At 62.5% G+C, this 17,599-nt stretch carries 23 protein-coding genes; 6 read left to right on the forward strand and 17 right to left on the reverse strand.

What is annotated here, in order from left to right:
- Window positions 1-3 precede the first annotated feature (3 nt).
- The gene (gene mtgA, locus ACU688_RS18490) at window positions 4-726 is read right to left on the reverse strand and encodes a monofunctional biosynthetic peptidoglycan transglycosylase (protein WP_305431703.1); all 723 of its coding nucleotides are present in this window, start codon (window positions 724-726) and stop codon (window positions 4-6) included.
- 70 nt (window positions 727-796) lie between these two features.
- Here mtgA and ACU688_RS18495 point away from each other — a divergent pair, with 70 nt between their 5' ends.
- The 4 genes from ACU688_RS18495 (at window position 797) to trmB (ending at window position 3,027) form a co-directional block, all read left to right on the forward strand.
- A complete protein-coding gene (locus tag ACU688_RS18495; RefSeq protein ID WP_207040463.1) occupies window positions 797-1,174 on the forward strand; it encodes a DUF423 domain-containing protein in 378 nt (125 codons plus the stop codon).
- 71 nt (window positions 1,175-1,245) lie between these two features.
- Entirely contained in the window at window positions 1,246-1,446 is a 201-nt protein-coding gene (gene thiS, locus ACU688_RS18500; protein WP_448185871.1) for a sulfur carrier protein ThiS, read from the forward strand.
- 52 nt (window positions 1,447-1,498) lie between these two features.
- Window positions 1,499-2,293 carry a thiazole synthase gene (locus ACU688_RS18505; protein WP_181282511.1) on the forward strand — a complete coding sequence of 265 codons (795 nt, stop codon included), beginning with the start codon at window positions 1,499-1,501 and terminating at the stop codon, window positions 2,291-2,293.
- Between the two features lie 8 nt (window positions 2,294-2,301).
- On the forward strand, window positions 2,302-3,027 hold the full coding sequence (gene trmB / locus ACU688_RS18510) for a tRNA (guanosine(46)-N7)-methyltransferase TrmB (RefSeq protein WP_017737956.1): 726 nt from the start codon (window positions 2,302-2,304) through the stop codon (window positions 3,025-3,027).
- Between the two features lie 128 nt (window positions 3,028-3,155).
- On the opposite strand, the gene ACU688_RS18515 is transcribed toward trmB, so the two are convergent.
- The 9 genes from ACU688_RS18515 to ACU688_RS18555 form a co-directional block, all read right to left on the reverse strand.
- The gene (locus tag ACU688_RS18515; protein WP_010207241.1) at window positions 3,156-3,479 is read right to left on the reverse strand and encodes a DUF3392 domain-containing protein; all 324 of its coding nucleotides are present in this window, start codon (window positions 3,477-3,479) and stop codon (window positions 3,156-3,158) included.
- Between the two features lie 18 nt (window positions 3,480-3,497).
- Window positions 3,498-4,700 (reverse strand): radical SAM family heme chaperone HemW, encoded by a 1,203-nt coding sequence (hemW, locus tag ACU688_RS18520; protein WP_448185872.1) that lies wholly within the window; start codon window positions 4,698-4,700, stop codon window positions 3,498-3,500.
- On the reverse strand, window positions 4,697-5,293 hold the full coding sequence (gene rdgB / locus ACU688_RS18525) for an RdgB/HAM1 family non-canonical purine NTP pyrophosphatase (protein WP_017735311.1): 597 nt from the start codon (window positions 5,291-5,293) through the stop codon (window positions 4,697-4,699). The genes hemW and rdgB overlap by 4 nt, the downstream gene beginning before the upstream one ends.
- A complete protein-coding gene (locus ACU688_RS18530) occupies window positions 5,290-5,724 on the reverse strand; it encodes a DUF4426 domain-containing protein (protein ID WP_017735310.1) in 435 nt (144 codons plus the stop codon). Before ACU688_RS18530 ends, rdgB begins: the two co-directional genes overlap by 4 nt.
- A gap of 21 nt (window positions 5,725-5,745) precedes the next feature.
- On the reverse strand, window positions 5,746-6,366 hold the full coding sequence (gene metW / locus ACU688_RS18535; protein ID WP_017735309.1) for a methionine biosynthesis protein MetW: 621 nt from the start codon (window positions 6,364-6,366) through the stop codon (window positions 5,746-5,748).
- Window positions 6,367-6,373: 7 nt separating this feature from the next.
- Window positions 6,374-7,513 carry a homoserine O-succinyltransferase MetX gene (gene metX, locus ACU688_RS18540; RefSeq protein WP_448185873.1) on the reverse strand — a complete coding sequence of 380 codons (1,140 nt, stop codon included), beginning with the start codon at window positions 7,511-7,513 and terminating at the stop codon, window positions 6,374-6,376.
- Between the two features lie 246 nt (window positions 7,514-7,759).
- Entirely contained in the window at window positions 7,760-8,347 is a 588-nt protein-coding gene (locus tag ACU688_RS18545) for a YggT family protein (protein WP_448185874.1), read from the reverse strand.
- Between the two features lie 27 nt (window positions 8,348-8,374).
- Window positions 8,375-9,193: a pyrroline-5-carboxylate reductase gene (gene proC / locus ACU688_RS18550; protein ID WP_448185875.1), complete on the reverse strand. Its 819-nt coding sequence runs from the start codon at window positions 9,191-9,193 to the stop codon at window positions 8,375-8,377.
- Window positions 9,194-9,226: 33 nt separating this feature from the next.
- Window positions 9,227-9,913, reverse strand: a complete 687-nt coding sequence (locus tag ACU688_RS18555; RefSeq protein ID WP_448185876.1) for a YggS family pyridoxal phosphate-dependent enzyme — start codon at window positions 9,911-9,913, stop codon at window positions 9,227-9,229.
- Between the two features lie 57 nt (window positions 9,914-9,970).
- On the opposite strand from ACU688_RS18555, the gene ACU688_RS18560 reads away from it, so the two are divergent.
- Entirely contained in the window at window positions 9,971-11,005 is a 1,035-nt protein-coding gene (locus tag ACU688_RS18560) for a type IV pilus twitching motility protein PilT (RefSeq protein ID WP_448185877.1), read from the forward strand.
- Between the two features lie 159 nt (window positions 11,006-11,164).
- On the opposite strand, the gene ACU688_RS18565 is transcribed toward ACU688_RS18560, so the two are convergent.
- Window positions 11,165-11,791, reverse strand: a complete 627-nt coding sequence (locus tag ACU688_RS18565; protein WP_448185878.1) for a C40 family peptidase — start codon at window positions 11,789-11,791, stop codon at window positions 11,165-11,167.
- Window positions 11,792-12,040: 249 nt separating this feature from the next.
- On the opposite strand from ACU688_RS18565, the gene ACU688_RS18570 reads away from it, so the two are divergent.
- A complete protein-coding gene (locus ACU688_RS18570; RefSeq protein ID WP_448185879.1) occupies window positions 12,041-12,469 on the forward strand; it encodes an NINE protein in 429 nt (142 codons plus the stop codon).
- A gap of 162 nt (window positions 12,470-12,631) precedes the next feature.
- Here ACU688_RS18570 and ACU688_RS18575 read toward each other — a convergent pair whose 3' ends face one another.
- From ACU688_RS18575 to ACU688_RS18600, 6 genes are all read right to left on the reverse strand, one after another.
- A complete protein-coding gene (locus tag ACU688_RS18575; protein WP_448185880.1) occupies window positions 12,632-13,903 on the reverse strand; it encodes a dihydroorotase in 1,272 nt (423 codons plus the stop codon).
- Window positions 13,900-14,904 (reverse strand): aspartate carbamoyltransferase catalytic subunit, encoded by a 1,005-nt coding sequence (locus tag ACU688_RS18580; protein ID WP_124527306.1) that lies wholly within the window; start codon window positions 14,902-14,904, stop codon window positions 13,900-13,902. Before ACU688_RS18580 ends, ACU688_RS18575 begins: the two co-directional genes overlap by 4 nt.
- A 23-nt stretch (window positions 14,905-14,927) precedes the next feature.
- Window positions 14,928-15,434 carry a bifunctional pyr operon transcriptional regulator/uracil phosphoribosyltransferase PyrR gene (gene pyrR / locus ACU688_RS18585; RefSeq protein WP_448185881.1) on the reverse strand — a complete coding sequence of 169 codons (507 nt, stop codon included), beginning with the start codon at window positions 15,432-15,434 and terminating at the stop codon, window positions 14,928-14,930.
- Between the two features lie 73 nt (window positions 15,435-15,507).
- A complete protein-coding gene (gene ruvX / locus ACU688_RS18590) occupies window positions 15,508-15,945 on the reverse strand; it encodes a Holliday junction resolvase RuvX (RefSeq protein WP_005792259.1) in 438 nt (145 codons plus the stop codon).
- Window positions 15,945-16,514, reverse strand: a complete 570-nt coding sequence (locus ACU688_RS18595) for a YqgE/AlgH family protein (RefSeq protein WP_448185882.1) — start codon at window positions 16,512-16,514, stop codon at window positions 15,945-15,947. The genes ruvX and ACU688_RS18595 overlap by 1 nt, the downstream gene beginning before the upstream one ends.
- 164 nt (window positions 16,515-16,678) lie before the next feature.
- The gene (locus tag ACU688_RS18600) at window positions 16,679-17,584 is read right to left on the reverse strand and encodes an energy transducer TonB (protein ID WP_448185883.1); all 906 of its coding nucleotides are present in this window, start codon (window positions 17,582-17,584) and stop codon (window positions 16,679-16,681) included.
- Between the last annotated feature and the right edge of the window lie 15 nt (window positions 17,585-17,599).

Consider the following 17,599-nt stretch of genomic DNA (forward strand, 5'->3'; position numbering starts at 1 on the left):
GTGTCAGTCGGACCAGGGGGCTTTGCGGGTGTTGTTCAGTTCGAGGAGGTAGCCATCACCGCCCAGCTGACTCATCTGCTGACGAATCCACGCCGCGCGCCTAGCCACATACGCCGTCGGATGGCTGGCACTCCACACCCTTGGGTTGGGCAACACCGCCGCCAGATAACTGGCCTGCTGGCGGGACAGCGCCTTGGCACTCACGCCAAAGTGATGCCGCGCCGCCGCTTCTGCGCCAAACACGCCTTCATCCCATTCCACGCTGTTGAGGTACACCTCAAGAATCCGCTGCTTGGGCCACAGGATTTCGGTCAGTGCGGTAAACCAGGCTTCCAGGCCTTTGCGCAGATAGCTGCGGCCGGCCCACAGGAACAGGTTCTTCGACACTTGCTGGCTCAGGGTGCTGGCGCCGCGAATCGAGCCGCCGCGCTCGTTGTGCAGGATCGCGGCCTGGATCGCACCGAAGTCAAAGCCCCAATGCTGGGGGAAACGTTGGTCTTCACCGGCCATCACCGCCACTTTCAGCTCGTCGGAGATCTCATCCCACGGCACCCAGGTGCGTTGCAGGTCAATGGGCTCGCCATCGAACCAGGATTCAATCTTGCGCTCCACCATCAGCGCGGTGAACGGCGGCGGCACGACACGCAACAGCAGCACCAGCAGGACACTGCCGATGGCAAACCATTTCACGACTTTGAGAAAACGACTGAAGAGGAGACGCAGCATAGAGATGGCTTGGCCGAACCCGTTGAGCGGGCCATTATACAGACCCTGCCCCTTGTGACTGGAGTTCCTCATGCTGCGTGGCTTTCTGATGTTGGCGGCCTTTTTCGGCTTCACCGGTGTCGCCCTGGGCGCCTTCGCCGCCCATGGCCTGAAAAACCGCCTGAGCGCCGAGTACCTGGCGATCTTCCACACCGGCGTCACCTACCAACTGGTGCACACCCTGGCCCTGTTCGGCGTGGCGCTGCTGGCGGCGCACCTGCCGGGGCGTCTGGTCACCTGGGCGGGCGTCTCGTTTGTGGTCGGCATCCTGCTGTTCTCCGGCAGTCTCTATGTGCTGACCATGACCGGCATCAGCAAGCTCGGCATCATCACCCCGTTTGGTGGCCTGGCGTTCCTGCTCGGTTGGTTCCTGTTGGGCCTGGCGGCGTTCCGCTTGCAAGCCGCCTGACCAAGGGACTTGGGTCAGCCACGTTGATCGGGCTAGAATGCTGGCCCCTAAAAACGATGGCGGCCCGCGGCATGCGCATTCAGTTGAACGGCGAACCCTTTGAACTGCCCGACGGCGAAACCGTTGCAGCCCTGCTGACCCGCCTGGACCTGACCGGGCGTCGCGTCGCAGTGGAGCTCAACCTGGATATCGTCCCGCGCAGCCTGCACGCCGCGACCGCGCTCAGCGAAGGTGACCAGATCGAAGTGGTCCACGCCATCGGCGGCGGCTAGTCGCGCAGCTTCCTGAATTCTGCAGAACCTCACCCCATTCCGAGGATTTCCCATGAGCATCGTTCGTAGCGACAAGCCCTTCGTCCTGGCCGGTCGTACCTACCAGTCCCGTCTGCTGGTCGGCACCGGCAAGTACCGCGACATGGAAGAAACCCGCCTGGCCATCGAAGCCTCGGGCGCCGAGATCGTCACCTTCGCCGTGCGCCGCACCAACCTGGGCCAGATCGAAGGCGAGCCGAACCTGCTCGAAGTGCTGTCGCCGGATCGCTACACCTTCCTGCCGAACACTGCCGGCTGCTACGACGCCATCGAAGCCGTGCGCACCTGCCGCCTGGCCCGTGAGCTGCTCGACGGCCACAACCTGGTGAAGCTGGAAGTGCTGGCCGACCAGAAAACCCTGTTCCCCAACGTGATCGAAACCCTCAAGGCCGCCGAGACCCTGGTCAAGGAAGGCTTCGACGTGATGGTCTACACCAGCGACGACCCGATCATCGCCCGCCAACTGGCAGAAATCGGCTGCATCGCCGTGATGCCGCTGGCCGGTCTGATCGGTTCCGGCCTGGGGATCTGCAACCCGTACAACCTGCAGATCATCCTCGAAGAAGCCAAGATCCCGGTGCTGGTGGATGCGGGCGTGGGCACTGCCTCCGACGCAACCATTGCCATGGAGCTGGGTTGTGACGCGGTGCTGATGAACTCGGCCATCGCCCACGCCCAGCAACCGATCATGATGGCCCAAGCCATGCAACATGCGATCGTCGCGGGCCGCCTGGCCTACCTCGCCGGGCGCATGCCGAAAAAACTCTACGCCAGCGCCTCTTCGCCGCTGGATGGTCTGATCAAGTAAGAGCCATGATGACTGAATCAAACGAAACGCCGAACACCGTGGAAGAAGGCGACGAGTCCAAGCACCGCCGCATCAAGAGTTTTGTGATGCGCGCCGGTCGCATGACCGAAGGCCAGCAAAAGGGCCTGGAGCAAGGTACGCCGCTGTTCGTGCTGCCCCTGGCGGATGCGCCGGTGGACTACGACCAGGTGTTCGGCCGTTCGGCCCCGCGTTCCCTGGAAATCGGCTTCGGCATGGGTCACTCCCTGCTGGAAATGGCCGCCGCCTCGCCGGAGCAGGACTTCATCGGCGTTGAAGTGCACCGCCCCGGTGTGGGCGCGCTGCTCAATGGCGTGCTGACGCAAGGCCTGACCAACCTGCGGGTCTACGACTGCGATGCGATTGAAGTGCTCAACCGCTGCATCGCCGACAACAGCCTCGACCGCCTGATGCTGTTCTTCCCGGACCCATGGCACAAATCCCGTCACCACAAGCGCCGCATCGTCCAGGCCTCTTTCGCGGAACTGGTGCGCAGCAAGCTGAAAGTGGGCGGTATCCTGCACATGGCCACCGACTGGGAACCGTATGCGGAATACATGCTGGAAGTGATGGATGTCGCGCCTGGCTACCGCAACCTGGCCGAAGACGGCAAATGCGTGCCGCGCCCGGCCGAGCGGCCGATCACCAAGTTCGAACGTCGCGGTGAGCGACTCGGGCATGGCGTTTGGGATTTGAAGTTCGAGAAAGTCGACTGAGTAGAGCGCGGTCAAAACTGTGGGAGCTGGCTTGCCTGCGATAGCATCACCTGGGTATCACTGATACACCGAGGTGTCTGCATCGCAGGCAAGCCAGCTCCCACATTTGTTTCTCGGTGTGCTCGGGATTAGCGGCGGTCGGCGACTACGCCGATCAACACCAACACGACCACCAACACCGGCGCCAGGCTGTAGTTATTGAACTGGCTCAACCCCCGCACAATCCACGGCGTGGCGTAGATCAACGCAGCACCGCTGCCAATCATGCACAGCAACGCCATCAACGGTACGCGCAACGCACCGGCGACGCTGCCCAGGCGGGCTTCGACCCAGCCCTTGATGTCGGCGCCAAACAGCACCAGCAAGCAGCCCACCAGGGCCAGGGAGATTTCCGACAGGTTGCTACGGCTCCAGCGGGATACGGTGGCGAGCAGGTCGAGTACCAAATCCATTCGATTTCCTTAGAGCGATCAGCTCAAAAACTTCTGCAACAGGTCATTGAGAAAGAGTTGCCCGCGGTCGGTCGCCGCCAGGCGTGACGGTTCGACCTGCATTAAGCCACTTTGTTCGGCTTCGCGACGGGCTTCATCCAAGCTGGCCAGCTCCAGGCCAGTGCGCTCGGCGTACAGCTTGGCTTCGACACCTTCGGTAAGACGCAAGGCGTTCATCAGGAACTCGAACGGCAGCTCTTCGTTGGTCAGTTCCTTCGCGCCGGCCTGGAAGTTTTTCGCCGGGTTGAGGTAGTCCTTCGGTGCGCGGGTCTTCCAGGTGCGCACGATGCGCCCGTCCGGGTGGCTGAGCTTGCCGTGGGCGCCGGCGCCGATGCCGATAAAGTCGCCAAAGCTCCAGTAGTTCAGGTTGTGCCGCGCCGGACGACCCGGTTGGGCATAGGCCGACACTTCGTATTGCGCGTAACCGTGCTCGGCGAGCAGCGCCTGGCCGGCTTCCTGGATATCCCACAACGTGTCGTCTTCGGGCAGCGCCGGCGGCTGGTTCCAGAACACGGTGTTGGGTTCCAGGGTCAGCTGATACCAGGACAAATGCGTGGGCTTAAGCGCGATGGCCTGGCGCAGGTCGCTCAGGGCGTCGTCCAGGGATTGATCGGGCAAACCGTGCATCAGGTCCAGGTTGAAGTTGTCGAACCCGGCCTGGCGCGCCATGCCCGCCGCGCGGATGGCTTCGTCGCCATTGTGGATGCGGCCGAGGGCCTCAAGTTTTTCCTGCTGGAAACTCTGGATACCGATGGACAGCCGATTGATCCCCAGCTTGCGGTACGCCACGAACTTCTCTTGTTCGAAGGTGCCGGGGTTGGCTTCCAGGGTGATCTCGATGTCGCCGGCAAACGGGATGCGCGCTTCCACGCCTTTGAGCAAGCGGCCCAGCGCCGCCGCACTGAACAGGCTCGGCGTGCCGCCACCAAAGAAGATCGAACTCAGCTCGCGGCCGTAGACGGCGTGCAGGTCTTGATCGAGGTCGGCCAGCAGCGCGTCCACATACTCCTCTTCCGGCAGCACGTTGCTGGCGGTGTGGGAGTTGAAGTCGCAGTAAGGGCATTTGCGCACGCACCACGGAATGTGGATGTACAGCGCCAGGGGCGGCAGCAGGGGCAGGGCCGCCCGTGGAGTTTGCGCGCCGCCGTGGATCAGCGGCTGCGCAGAGGTGTTTTGGGTCATTTCAGGCTCAGGCGTTGGCGCAGCAAATCCATTGCGCGGGCGCGGTGGCTGATCTGGTTCTTGTCGGCCGGGCTCAGTTCGGCGCTGGAGACATTGCGCTCCGGCACCCAGAACAGCGGGTCGTAGCCAAAGCCATGCTCGCCGCTGGCGGCATGCAGGATGCGCCCGTGCCACAGGCCTTCGCAGAGGATCGGCAGCGGGTCATCGGCGTGGCGCACCAGGGCCAGCACGCAGACGAACTGCGCGCCGCGCTCGGCGTCCGGTACGTCCTTGAGGGCGTCCAGCAGCTTGGCGTTGTTGGCCGCGTCGCCCTTGCCATCGGCATAACGCGCCGAATAGATGCCCGGGGCGCCGCCGAGGAAGTCCACCGCCAAACCCGAGTCATCGGCCAATGCCGGCAGGCCGGAGATGCGTGCGGCATTGCGCGCCTTGAGGATGGCGTTCTCGACGAACGACAGGCCGGTTTCTTCCGGCTCTACCTGGCTGAACTCGCCAATCGAGCGCAAGTGCACCGATTCGCCGAGCATGGCCTGCAGTTCCTTGAGTTTGCCGGCGTTATGGCTGGCCAGTACGAGTTGGGTGAGTTTCATCATTCGGCCGGGAACTGTTCTTGGTTGAATTGGAAGCTATGGGCTTTGCCGCCGGTTTCAACGTTGATGGTAAACGTCTTGTATTCACGCTGCGTGACGGAGTAGGGCGCGAGGTAACTGACGCCGCTCTTCTCGGTAATCTGCTTGAAGGTCAGGACCTCGCTCTTGCCGCCCAGGTCCTTGATGGTGCCGGTCACTTGCGCCGCTACCGGGGCAACGCCCTTGATCACGGTCACGTTGATCAGGCCCTTCTCCTTGCTGCGCACCACGCCGATCTTCTGGGCGGTTTCCGGTGGCAGGAAGCTGGAGGTGAAGGTGTTGTAGTGAACGGTGATGTCACCGAAGTCTTTCTTGCGATTAGCGTCGATAGAGTCCGCTGCGATGGCGCTGGCGCCCAGGCAGGCGGTCAATAGAAAAATAGCCAAGCGACTCATGATCATCCCTCTTGAAAATGATTAGACGGCAATCTTGTGGTCGGTCAGGCCAGGGCTGCTGACCCGGTAGATACCAATTTCGCCCAACAGGTTGGGCCATAGTTTACTCGCCCAGCCGTGGCGGTGCTGTTGATCGACGGCAAGGCGGTTGATCACCTTGGCTTCACGCTCGCCACACAGGGCTTCGAAGTCTTCGAAGGTGCAGAAGTGGATGTTGGGCGTGTTGTACCACGTGTACGGCAGGAAATCCGAGACCGGCATGCGGCCCTTGGTGGCCAGGTACCAGCGGCAGCGCCAGTGCCCGAAATTGGGGAAGGTGATGATGCACTGGCGGCCGACGCGCAGCATTTCGTCGAGGATGCGATCCGGGTAGTGCACCGCTTGCAGGGCCTGGGTCATCACCACGATATCGAAGCTGTTGCTGGCAAAGTTGCCCAGGCCCTTGTCCAGGTCCTGCTCGATTACGTTGATGCCCTTGGCCACGCACTGGGCGATGTTGTCCGGGTCGTTTTCCAGGCCGTAGCCGGTGACTTGCTTGTTGTCCCGCAGCCAGCTCAGCAGTTCGCCATCGCCGCAGCCCAGGTCGAGCACGCGGCTGCCGGCGGGGATCCAGTCTTGGATGATGTCCAGGTCGGCTCTCATGGCTTTCTCACAATACGATTCGGTTCATGTAGTTGCTGAACGCTTGCAGGTAGCGCGGGATCGGGATCAGGAAGGCGTCGTGGCCTTGCGGAGCGTCGATCTCCAGGTAGCAGACGTCTTTGCGCGCGGCCATCAGCGCATCCACCAGCTCACGGGAGCGTGCCGGCGAAAAGCGCCAGTCGGTGGTGAACGACATCACGCAGAACTTGGCCGTGGCGTGTTCGAAGGTTTTGGCCAGGTCGTCGTCATGGTTGGCCGCCGGGTCGAAGTAGTCCAGGGCCTTGGTCATCAGCAGGTAGGTGTTGGCGTCGAAACGCCCGGAGAACTCCTCGCCCTGATAACGCAGGTAGCTTTCCACCTGGAACTCGACGCTGTGGAAGTCGTAGTTGAGCTTCTCGCTCTTGAGGCCCCGGCCGAATTTCTCGCCCATGGAGTCATCGGACAGGTAGGTGATGTGCCCGACCATCCGCGCCAGCATCAGGCCACGCTTGGGGATCACCCCGGCTTCCTGGAACGAACCGCCGTGGAACTCGGGGTCGGTGAGGATGGCCTGGCGCGCCACTTCGTTGAAGGCGATGTTCTGCGCCGACAACTTCGGTGCCGAGGCGATGGCCAGGCAATGGCGGACGCGATCCGGGTAGGTGATGGTCCATTGCAGGGCCTGCATGCCGCCCAGGCTGCCACCGATCACTGCCGCCCACTGGTTGATGCCCAGCAGGTCGGCGAGGCGCGCCTGGCTGTGCACCCAGTCTTCCACGGTGAGCACCGGGAAGTCGGCGCCGAACGGCTTGCCGGTTTCCGGGTTGAGGCTGCTAGGGCCGGTGGAGCCGTTGCAGCCGCCGAGGTTGTTCAGGCTGACCACAAAGAATTTGTTGGTGTCGATGGGCTTGCCGGGACCGATGCAACTGTCCCACCAACCGGGTTTACGGTCGTCGGCAGAATGGAAACCGGCGGCGTGATGATGGCCGGACAGGGCGTGGCAGATCAGCACGGCGTTGCTTGCCGTGGCGTTCAGTTGGCCGTAGGTCTCGTAGATCAGGTCATAGGCAGGCAGCGAGCGGCCGCAGGCCAAGGCCAGCGGTTCGCTGAAGTGCGCCACTTGGGGCACGACCAGTCCAACAGAATCGGGGGGGAAGGCAGCTGGCATCGACCCTGCTCTCGTTTAAATGAGGCGTAAGTCTAAAGAGCGGGGACCCTAGCGGCAAGCAAAGGCCTGCACTCGTGCGCAGATACAAAATAGGGGAGCTGCTTGTGTGGCCCCTGTGGCGAGGGAGCTTGCTCCCGCTGGGCTGCGCGGCGGCCCCAAGATCTTGGGAGCGCTTCGCACTCCAGCGGGAGCAAGCTCCCTCGCCACAGCAAGCCTTCTCCTACACAAGCCTGCTCCCACTACGTGTCAGATCAGCCCGAACAGCATCTTGGGCATGGCTGCAAATTCAGCCAGGTACGGGATAACCCAGCCCTGGATCAGCTGGATCGCGATAAACGCGAAGATCGGCGAGATGTCCAGGCCGCCCAGGTTCGGGATCCAGCGACGGAACGGCGCCAGCACTGGCTCGGTGATCTGGAACACCAACTCGGCGCCAGGGCTGCGGCTGCCCGGTGCGACCCACGAGAGGATCACGCTGATGATCATCGACCAGAAGATGATCTTCAAAAACAGCGAGAACACGCCGATCAGTGCCCATGGCAACAGCAGCACGGTGTAGGGCAGGAAGCCTTTGAGCAACAGCACCACGGCAAACAGCAGGATCTGCAGCAGCAGCGCCAACACCAGCGACGACATGTCCAGGCCGAACATGCTTGGCACGATCCGGCGCAGCGGCTTGAGCAGCGGCTGGGTGGCCTTGACCACGAATTGGCACAGCGGGTTGTAGAAGTTCGCCCGCACCAGTTGCAGGATAAAACGCATCAGCACGATCAGCAGGTACAGGCTGCCCAGAGTCTGGATGATGAAAATAAGCGCGTCATTAAGGCCAAGCATGTTTGATTCCTTGATTGGGACGACTATTTATTTGCCCAGCTGCTCGGCCATTTCCGCCGAACGATGTGCTGCGGCACCCAGTGCTGTTTCCACCAGGGCTTCAAAGCCCCCGGCCTGGAAGGATTCGATGGCGGCTTGCGTGGTGCCGCCCGGCGAGGTCACGCGGCGGCGCAGTTCGGCGGCGTCGACGTCGCTGGTCACGGCCATTTTTGCTGCGCCCAGTGCGGTTTGTTCCGACAGCTGTTTGGCGATTTCCGCTGGCAGGCCCAGCTTCACGCCGGCGGCGGTCATGGCTTCGATCAGCAGGAAGAAATACGCCGGGCCACTGCCGGACACGGCGGTGACCGCATCCAGTTGCTGCTCGGTTTCCAGCCACAGGGCGATGCCCACGGCGGACAGCAGTTCTTGCGCCTGATCGCGTTGCGCGGCGCTGACTTCAGCGGTGGCGTACAGGCCACTCACGCCCTGGCGCAGCAGCGACGGGGTATTGGGCATGCAGCGCACGATCGGCTGGGCACCGAGCCAGTTGTTCATGCTGGCGCAGGTAATGCCGGCGGCGATGGACACCACCAACTGCTGTGGTTGCAGGCTCGGGCGCAGGCTTTCGCACACGGCTTTCATGGCCTGCGGCTTGACCGCCAGGACGATCACATCGACGCCTTGGATGGCCTCGGCGTTGTCGGCGAAGGTGGCGATACCGTGCTCGGCGTTGACGCGGGCACGGGTGTCGGCGCCCGGGTCGCTGGCGCGGATCTGCGCGGCATCCAGGCCCTTGGCCCGCAGGCCACCGATCAGGCTGGCCGCCATGTTACCGGCGCCGATAAAGGCAATACGCGTGTTGCTCATGACAGGTCCTTATTCAGTGAAAAGTCAGCCATTTCACGGCTGGCCGTAGTCGCGGGCACCAAACAGTGCAGTACCGATCCGCACCCAGGTGGCGCCTTGGGCGATGGCTGACTCAAGGTCGTGGCTCATGCCCATGGAAAGTGTGTCGAGCGGCAGATTCAAACCGGCTTGCAGCTCGCGCACCGTGGCGAAGGCTGCATCTTGCGCGGCACGATCGTCAGTCGGCTCGGGAATCGCCATCAAACCCCGCAACTTCAAGCGCGGCAGGGCGCTGATCGCCTGGGCCAGGGCCGGCAGGTCGGCGGGTGTACAGCCGGACTTGCTGGCTTCGCCACTGACGTTGACCTGGATGCAGATGTTCAGCGGTGGCAGGTCCGCCGGGCGTTGTTCGGACAGGCGTTGTGCGATTTTCAGGCGTTCCACGGAATGCACCCAAGCGAAGTTCTCGGCGATAGCACGCGTCTTGTTCGATTGAATGGGGCCGATGAAGTGCCAACTCAAGGGCAGGTCGGTTAATTCGGCCTGTTTGCCCAAGGCCTCTTGCAGGTAGTTCTCGCCAAAATCGCGCATCCCGGCGGCATAGGCTTCACGCACGGCCTGGGCGGGTTTGGTCTTGCTCACGGCCAGCAGGTGGATGCTGCTTGCGTCACGCTGGGCAGCGTCGGCGGCGGCGCGGATACGCTGGCTAACCAGCTCGATGTTGTCTGCTATCGTGGACATTCAAGATGCGCCCGTGGACATGGAGTCCGCGGCATTCTACTGGAAATGGAAAGCCCTATGGATATCACTGAACTGCTGACGGCAGGCGTGCGCCGTGGCGCGTCCGACCTGCATTTGTCGGCCGGCCTGGCGCCGATGCTGCGTGTGGATGGTGAGATCTGGCCGCTGGATTGGCCGGTGCTGTCGGCGTCCCAAGTGGCGGATTTGCTCAGCCCTTTGCTCAATCAACACCAGCAAAAGGATTTCGAAACATCTCTTGAAACGGACTTTGCCTTCGAACTGCCCGGCGTGGCGCGGTTCCGAGCGAATGTGTTCCAGCAGGATCGCGGCATGGGCGCGGTGTTTCGCACCATTCCCCATGAGGTCCAGAGCCTGCAAAGCCTTGGCCTGGGGGACGTCTTCCAGCGTATCGCCCAATTGCCCCGTGGCCTGGTGTTTGTCACCGGGCCGACCGGTTCGGGCAAGTCCACCACCCTGGCGGCGATGATCGACTACCTCAATCAGCACCGACGCCAGCACATCCTCACCCTCGAAGACCCCATCGAATTTATCCACAGGCCAAAAACCGCGCTGATCAACCAGCGCCAGGTGCACCGGGACACCCACAGCTTTTCGGCGGCGTTGCGCTCGGCACTGCGGGAAGACCCGGATGTGATTCTGCTGGGCGAGCTGCGCGATCTGGAAACCATCCGCCTGGCCCTCACGGCCGCTGAGACCGGGCACCTGGTGTTTGGCACCCTGCACACCGCATCGGCGGCAAAGACCGTGGACCGGCTGGTGGACGTGTTCCCGGCGGGGGAAAAGGCCATGGTCCGCTCGATGCTGGCGGAGTCGTTGCAGGCGGTGGTGTCCCAGGTGCTGGTGAAAAAACTCGGCGGCGGGCGCGTGGCGGCTCACGAGATCATGCTGGGCACACCGGCGGTTCGCAATTTGATTCGCGAGGACAAGGTGGCGCAGCTGGTTTCGGCGATCCAGACCGGCGGGGCGTTGGGGATGAAGACGCTGGATATGAGCTTGAAGGCGCTGGTGGGCGAGGGGCTGGTCAGTCGGGAGGATGCGCGGGAGAAGGCGAGGGTGCCAGCAGACATCTAGCAAACAGTGGGATCAATGTGGGAGCTGGCTTGTGTGGGAGCTGGCTTGCCTGCGATGCGGGCACCTCGGTGTATCAGTTAGACCGAGGTGATGCTATGGCAGGCAAGCCAGCTCCCACATTGGATTGCATTCCAGATGGGGAGCCAAGGGTCTATAAGATCAGCGCTGTACAACCCGCAGGTTGTTCTGCTCTTTCGGCAAAACGCGCTTGGCAATCACGTAGTTCTTGTCCCAGAACGGCTTCTTCAGCGTGTCGATGCTCACCGACTTGCCGCGACGCGGTGCGTGGATAAAGCGGTCGTTGCCCAAGTAGATGGCAACGTGGTTGACCTGGCGGCTCTTCAGTTTGAAGAACAACAGGTCGCCCGGCTTCAAGTCCTTGCGATCAACCTTCTGCCCGTGACCGGCGGCCATGGCATTGGAAGTACGCGGCAGATCCACGGCGGCAACGTCGTTAAACGCATATTTCACCAAGCCACTGCAGTCGAACCCTTTACTTGGGCTGCTGCCGCCCCAACGATAAGGGGTACCGAGCACGTTGACGGCGCGGCTGAGGACATTGCTGCTTTGCTTGGTGTTGACGCCGACCAGGCCGTTAGCGTGGGCCTTGCTCAGTTGAGTCGGGCGGTTGACGGTCAGTTTGACCGCTTTGCTGGTGCCGGGTGTGCTGTGAACTTTAGGGGTGAAACCATTAACGTTCGGAAGTCGTTGCTCACGATTGGTGGCGTGGGCGGCCAGTGGCATTAATAGGCAAATGGTTAGCCATGTCTTGAAAAATGGTCGCATTAGGCGTGGCTCTTTTTGGTTTGCGCGCAACTTTATAACAGCTTTTTGTGTCGTTATAAGGCCGTTTGTCGATTGAACCTTGGGGTCAAAGTCAGCAAAAACGCGACGAATCGCCGCAATTGTCCTACACAAGTCAGGTGGCATAAGGCTTTGCGGGAGGGAAGATACCATCGGCCACACGTCGGGCGCCCGTAAAAAAGTCACAAAGAAAATGAAAATATTTATCTATCGAGGCAAAAGAGGTACGCCATGAACACCTATCGGCAAGATGTTTCGCAGCAGGACACGCACAGTAAGGTGATCGGTTACCTGCTCTGGATTTTCGGATTTACCGGCGCGCACCGCTTCTATTACGGCAAACCCGTGACCGGCACGATCTGGTTTTTCACCTTCGGCCTGCTGGGCATTGGCTGGCTGATCGACCTGTTCCTGATCCCTGCCATGGACCGTGAAGCCGACCTGCGGTTTACCGCCGGACCGACCGAATACAGCGTGGCCTGGATTCTGTTGACGTTCCTGGGGGTGTTCGGTGTGCACCGCATGTACCAGGGCAAATGGATCACCGGCTTGATCTACCTGCTGACCGGCGGTTTGTTCCTGGTGGGGGTGCTGTATGACTTCTGGACGTTGAATACGCAGATTTCGATTCGCAATGCCGAGCGCAATGGCGGCCGCTAAGTCTCTAGAGGCTTATGCAAAACCAACTGTGGGAGCTGGTTTTTGTGGGAGCTGGCTTGCCTGCGATACAGGCACCTCGGTGTGTCAGTTAAACCGAGGTGATGCTATCGCAGGCAAGCCAGCTCCCACATTGACCGTGCCCACATTTGAATGTGGGACTTGTCAGGCCTGGTAGGTGATCCGGCCGTCGACCAAGGTGTAACGCACCGCCGCCGGCAGGCTATGGCCCATGAACGGGCAATTCTCACCCTTCGACAACCAATGCTCGCCCGCCACGGTGGAGCTGGCCGGGTCAAACAGCACCACGTCCGCAGCCGCACCCACTGCCAACTTGCCTGCCGGCAGGCGCAACGCCTCGGCCGGGCCAACACTCAGGCGTGCCAGTAGCGTCGGCAAGTCCAGCAGACCTTCTTCCACCAATGTCATCGCCAACGGCAACAACAGCTCGACACTGCTGATCCCCGGCTCTGTCGCGCCAAACGGCGCCAGCTTGGCATCACGTTCATGGGGCTGGTGGTGGCTGGAAATCGCCGAAACCACACCGGACTTAACCGCCGCCCGCAAACCGTCACGGTCGGCTCGGGTGCGCAGCGGTGGCTGCACGTGGTACAGGCTGGAGAAGTCGATCAGCGCCTCATCCGTCAGAATCAGCTGATACAACGCCACATCCGCCGTCACCGGCAAGCCACGGGCCTGGGCCTGGGCGATCAGGGCGACACCGCGGGCGCTGGTCAGTTGGCTGAAGTGGGCGCGCACGCCGCTTTGTTCCACCAGCAGCAGGTCGCGGGCCAGGGCCACGGTCTCGGCGGTCTCGGGGATGCCCGGCAGGCCGAGGAAGCTGGCCACGGCGCCTTCATGGGCGAGGCCGCCTTCGGCCAGATCGCGGTCCTGGGAGTGGAAGATCACCGTCAGGTCGAAGGTGGCCGCGTATTCCAGGGCGCGGCACAGGGTGCGGGTGCTGCGAAAGCTTTCCAGGCCATTGCCGAAGGCCACGCAACCGGCGTCGCGCAGGGCGATCAGTTCGGCGAGTTGTTCGCCTTCCAGGCCTTTGCTAAGGGCACCGATGGGGAACACTTTGCAATTGCCGGCCTCACGGGCGCGGTCGAGGATCAGCTCGGTCACCGCCGAGGTGTCGAGGATCGGCTTGGTGTGCGGCGGGCAGCACAGGCTGGTCACGCCACCGGCTGCCGCCGCGCGGGTTTCGCTGATGATGCTGCCTTTGCGGCTGTAGCCCGGTTCGCGCAGGGCGACGTTCAGGTCCACCAGGCCAGGCGCGGCCACCAGGCCTTTGGCGTCGATGGTTTCCACCGGGCTGAAACCGGCAGGCGCAGCGCCGATGGCAATGATCTTGCCGGCTTCCAGGTGCAGATCGGTAACTTGATCCAGGCCACTGGCCGGATCGATGACGCGGGCGCCGAGGATGCTGAGCTTCACTGGGCGTTCTCCTGCTCGAATTGACGTTGCGCGGTTTGCCCGCTCATGGCCATGGACAGCACGGCCATGCGGATGGCGATGCCGTAGGTGACCTGGTTCAAGATCACCGATTGCGGACCGTCGGCCACCGCCGACTCAATCTCCACGCCACGGTTGATCGGGCCCGGGTGCATCACGATGGCATCCGGCTTGGCGCCGGCCAAACGTGCGGTGGTCAGGCCGAACAGGCGGTAGAACTCGCCTTCGCTTGGCAGCAGGCCGCCGGACATGCGTTCGCGTTGCAGGCGCAGCATGATCACCACGTCCACATCCTTGAGGCCTTCGGCCATGTCGGTGTAGACCTTCACGCCGTACTGCTCGATACCCACCGGCAGCAGGGTTTTTGGCGCGATCACACGGATGTCCGGGCAACCCAGGGTCTTCAGGGCGAGCATGTTCGAGCGTGCGACCCGCGAGTGCAGGATGTCGCCGACGATGGCCACCGAGAGGTTTTCAAAACTGCCCTTGTGCCGACGGATGGTGAGCATGTCGAGCATGCCCTGGGTCGGGTGGGCGTGACGGCCATCGCCGCCGTTGATGATTGCCACCTGCGGGCACACGTGCTCGGCGATGAAGTGCGCGGCACCCGAGTCACCGTGGCGTACCACGAACATGTCGGCGGCCATGGCTTCGAGGTTGCGCAGGGTGTCGAGCAGGGTTTCGCCCTTGCTGGCCGACGAGGTGGACACGTTCAGCGTGATCACGTCGGCCGACAGCCGTTGGGCCGCCAGCTCAAAGGTGGTGCGGGTGCGGGTGGAGTTCTCGAAGAACACATTGCAGATGGTCTTGCCGCGCAGCAGCGGGACCTTCTTCACCGCGCGGCCACCGACTTCGAGGAACGAGTCGGCGGTGTCGAGGATTTCGGTGAGCAGTTCGCGGGGCAAACCGTCGAGGGACAAGAAGTGTTGCAACTGACCCTGAGCATTGAGCTGCAGCGGGCGCTTGGCATCTAGAGGCGTCATCGCGGGGACTCTTTACAAGGGGTTTAAAGGGCGAGGTCTTGCAGTTCGAGTTCGAGCGGCGTGGGACCGGACAATTTTACCCGCTGGTGGGGTGCAAGCGACAGCGTGGCGCCGACCACATCCGGGCTGATTGGCAATTCGCCAGCGTCCAGGTCCAGCAGGCACACCAGCGTCACGCTGGCCGGGCGGCCGTAGTCGAACAGTTCGTTCATGGCGGCGCGGATGGTGCGCCCGCTCATCAGCACGTCGTCGATCAGCACCAGGTGCTGGCCTTCGATCTCGAACGGCAGAGCCGACGGGCGTACTTGCGGGTGCAGGCCGTTCTGGCTGAAGTCGTCGCGGTAGAAGGACACATCCAGTGTCCCGAGCGGCGAATCGCTGCCCAACTCTTCCAGCAAGGCCTGGGCGACCCACACGCCACCGGTGCGAATGCCGATAAAGCGCGGCTCGCTGATGGCGCGGTGTTGCAGATGGGCCGTGAGGCTTTTGGCCATCTGGCTGATCAGTTCGGCAGGGTTCGGCAAGCTCATGGTGGCTCCTTCAAGGCCTTGGCGCAGGCAAGGTCCGGGCTCAAACGTAAAAAGACGCGGCAAGCCGCGTCAGTCAGGATTCAAATAAAGCGGTGTTTTCATCCAGCCAACCCTGCAACAGCAAGGCGGCGGCGATGGCGTCCACGGGGTTGTCGCGGTAGCTGCCCTTCTGGCCGCCACGGTCGCGGCGTTCACCCTTGGCTTCAAAGGTGGTGAGGCGTTCGTCGTGGGTATAGAAGGGCAGGTTGTAGCGGCCATTGAGGCGGCGGGCGAATTTTTCGGCACGCAGGCACATGTCGCTGGGGGTGCCGTCCATGTTCAGGGGCAGGCCGACCACTACGGCGTCGGGCTTCCACTCTTTAATGAGGGCTTCAACCTGGTTCCAGTCGGGTATGCCGTTCTGGGCTTTCAAGGTGCACAGCTCGCGAGCCTGGCCGGTGATGACCTGGCCGACCGCTACGCCGATCTGTTTGGTGCCGTAGTCAAACCCGAGGATCAAACGCAAAGCCATCAGGCGTGCCCCGCCTGGCTGGTCAGCAGGTTGAGGTTGACTCGCAGCTTGGCGGCGGCCGCCTCCAGGCGCAGTTCGACGGGGGTGTTGAACAGGATGTCGGCGTCGAACGGGCAGCTCAGCCAGGCGTTGCTGGCCAGTTCCGCTTCCAGTTGCCCCGCTTCCCAGCCGGCATAACCGAGGGTGATCACGCTTTGCTCAGGGCCCACGCCATCGGCGATGGCGAACAGCACGTCCTGGGACGTGGACAGCGACACGCCGTCAAGGTCGACCGTGGCCTGGAACTTCGGCCCGGTGGGGTGCAGGACAAAACCGCGATCGGTCTGCACCGGCCCACCGATGTAGATCGGCACGCCCTGGCAACGGGCCGGCGGGTCGATCTCGGGGCGCAGTTGCTCAAGGATATCCGCCAGGCTCAGGTCTTGCGGGCGGTTCACCACCAACCCCATGGCACCATTGGCCGTGTGCTCGACGATGTAGGTCAAGGTTTGCGCAAAGTTCGGGTCGGCCATGTGGGGCATGGCGATCAGGAATTGGTGCTTGAGGTAGGTCGGGCTGACGTTTTTCATGTCCGCTAGTGTGGCGTTGGAGGGGCGAACTGACAAGCCTGATCATCGGTGGGCACCCGCCTGTGGCGAGGGAGCTTGCTCCCGCTGGACTGCGCAGCAGGCCCGGTTTTGGGGGGCTACGCGCCCCAGCGGGAGCAAGCTCCCTCGCCACAGGGCCTGTTCCGTCAGTTGCTGGAGAGGCGGTCGCCCTTGGCGAACTTCCAGGTGCGGATGATTTCCAGGCGGTCGATGTCGTTCAAGTCGCCGGTAAACGGCGCAAACGGTGCGGCCAGGCGCACGATGCGTTGGGCGGCCTGGTCCAGCAGCGGTTGGCCGGACGATTCCAGCACCTGCACTTCATATAACGAACCATCGCGGTTGATCGACACCAGCAAGCGCAAATTGCCATAGATCTGCTGGCGCCGGGCTTCGTCCGGGTAGTTGAGGTTGCCGATGCGCTCGACCTTCTTGCGCCATTCATCCTTATACCAGGCGCCCTTGTCGCGCATGGTCGAGGCCGCGTTCAGGCGGTAGATGCGCGGGCGCTTGGCATAGAGTTGTTGTTCGTTGGCCAGTTCGGCTTCGAGGCTGGAGATCTGGTCGGACAACTGCGAGCTGTCGAAAGTCGGCGCCGGTTTGGCGGGCTCGGGTTTTGGCTCGGTCTTGGCTTTTTCCGGCTGGGTCGGGGCTTTTTGCGGCTTGGGGGCCACGGTGGTCACAGTGGCCTTGGGTGCAGCCTGCTGGACCTCTGGCTTGGGCGTCGGTGGCGGGGTGACCTTATTGACCTTGTTGTCCTGGAACGGCGCCACTTCGGTGGTCTTGGGCACCGCTTTCTTGTCCAGGGTGCCGCTGCCCTGCTGGTTGTCCTGGGCGAGAAAGTCGGCCTTTTCGGGCGCTTTTTCGCTTTTGAACGTGGCGAGGGTGATTTCCAGGGTGCGGGTGATCTGCTTGGGCTCGACCATGGTGAAGCCGATGCCGAGGATCAGGGCCAGGTGAATCAACGCCGCGAGGAAGAGGGTAAATCCGAGCCGATCAGCCGGGCGCACGCCGCTGTGGGAGAGTTCGGGGGGTAGATCGGACGGGAGTGTCATGACAAAGGAACCAAC

Source organism: Pseudomonas acericola (SeqCode) (assembly GCF_053456465.1).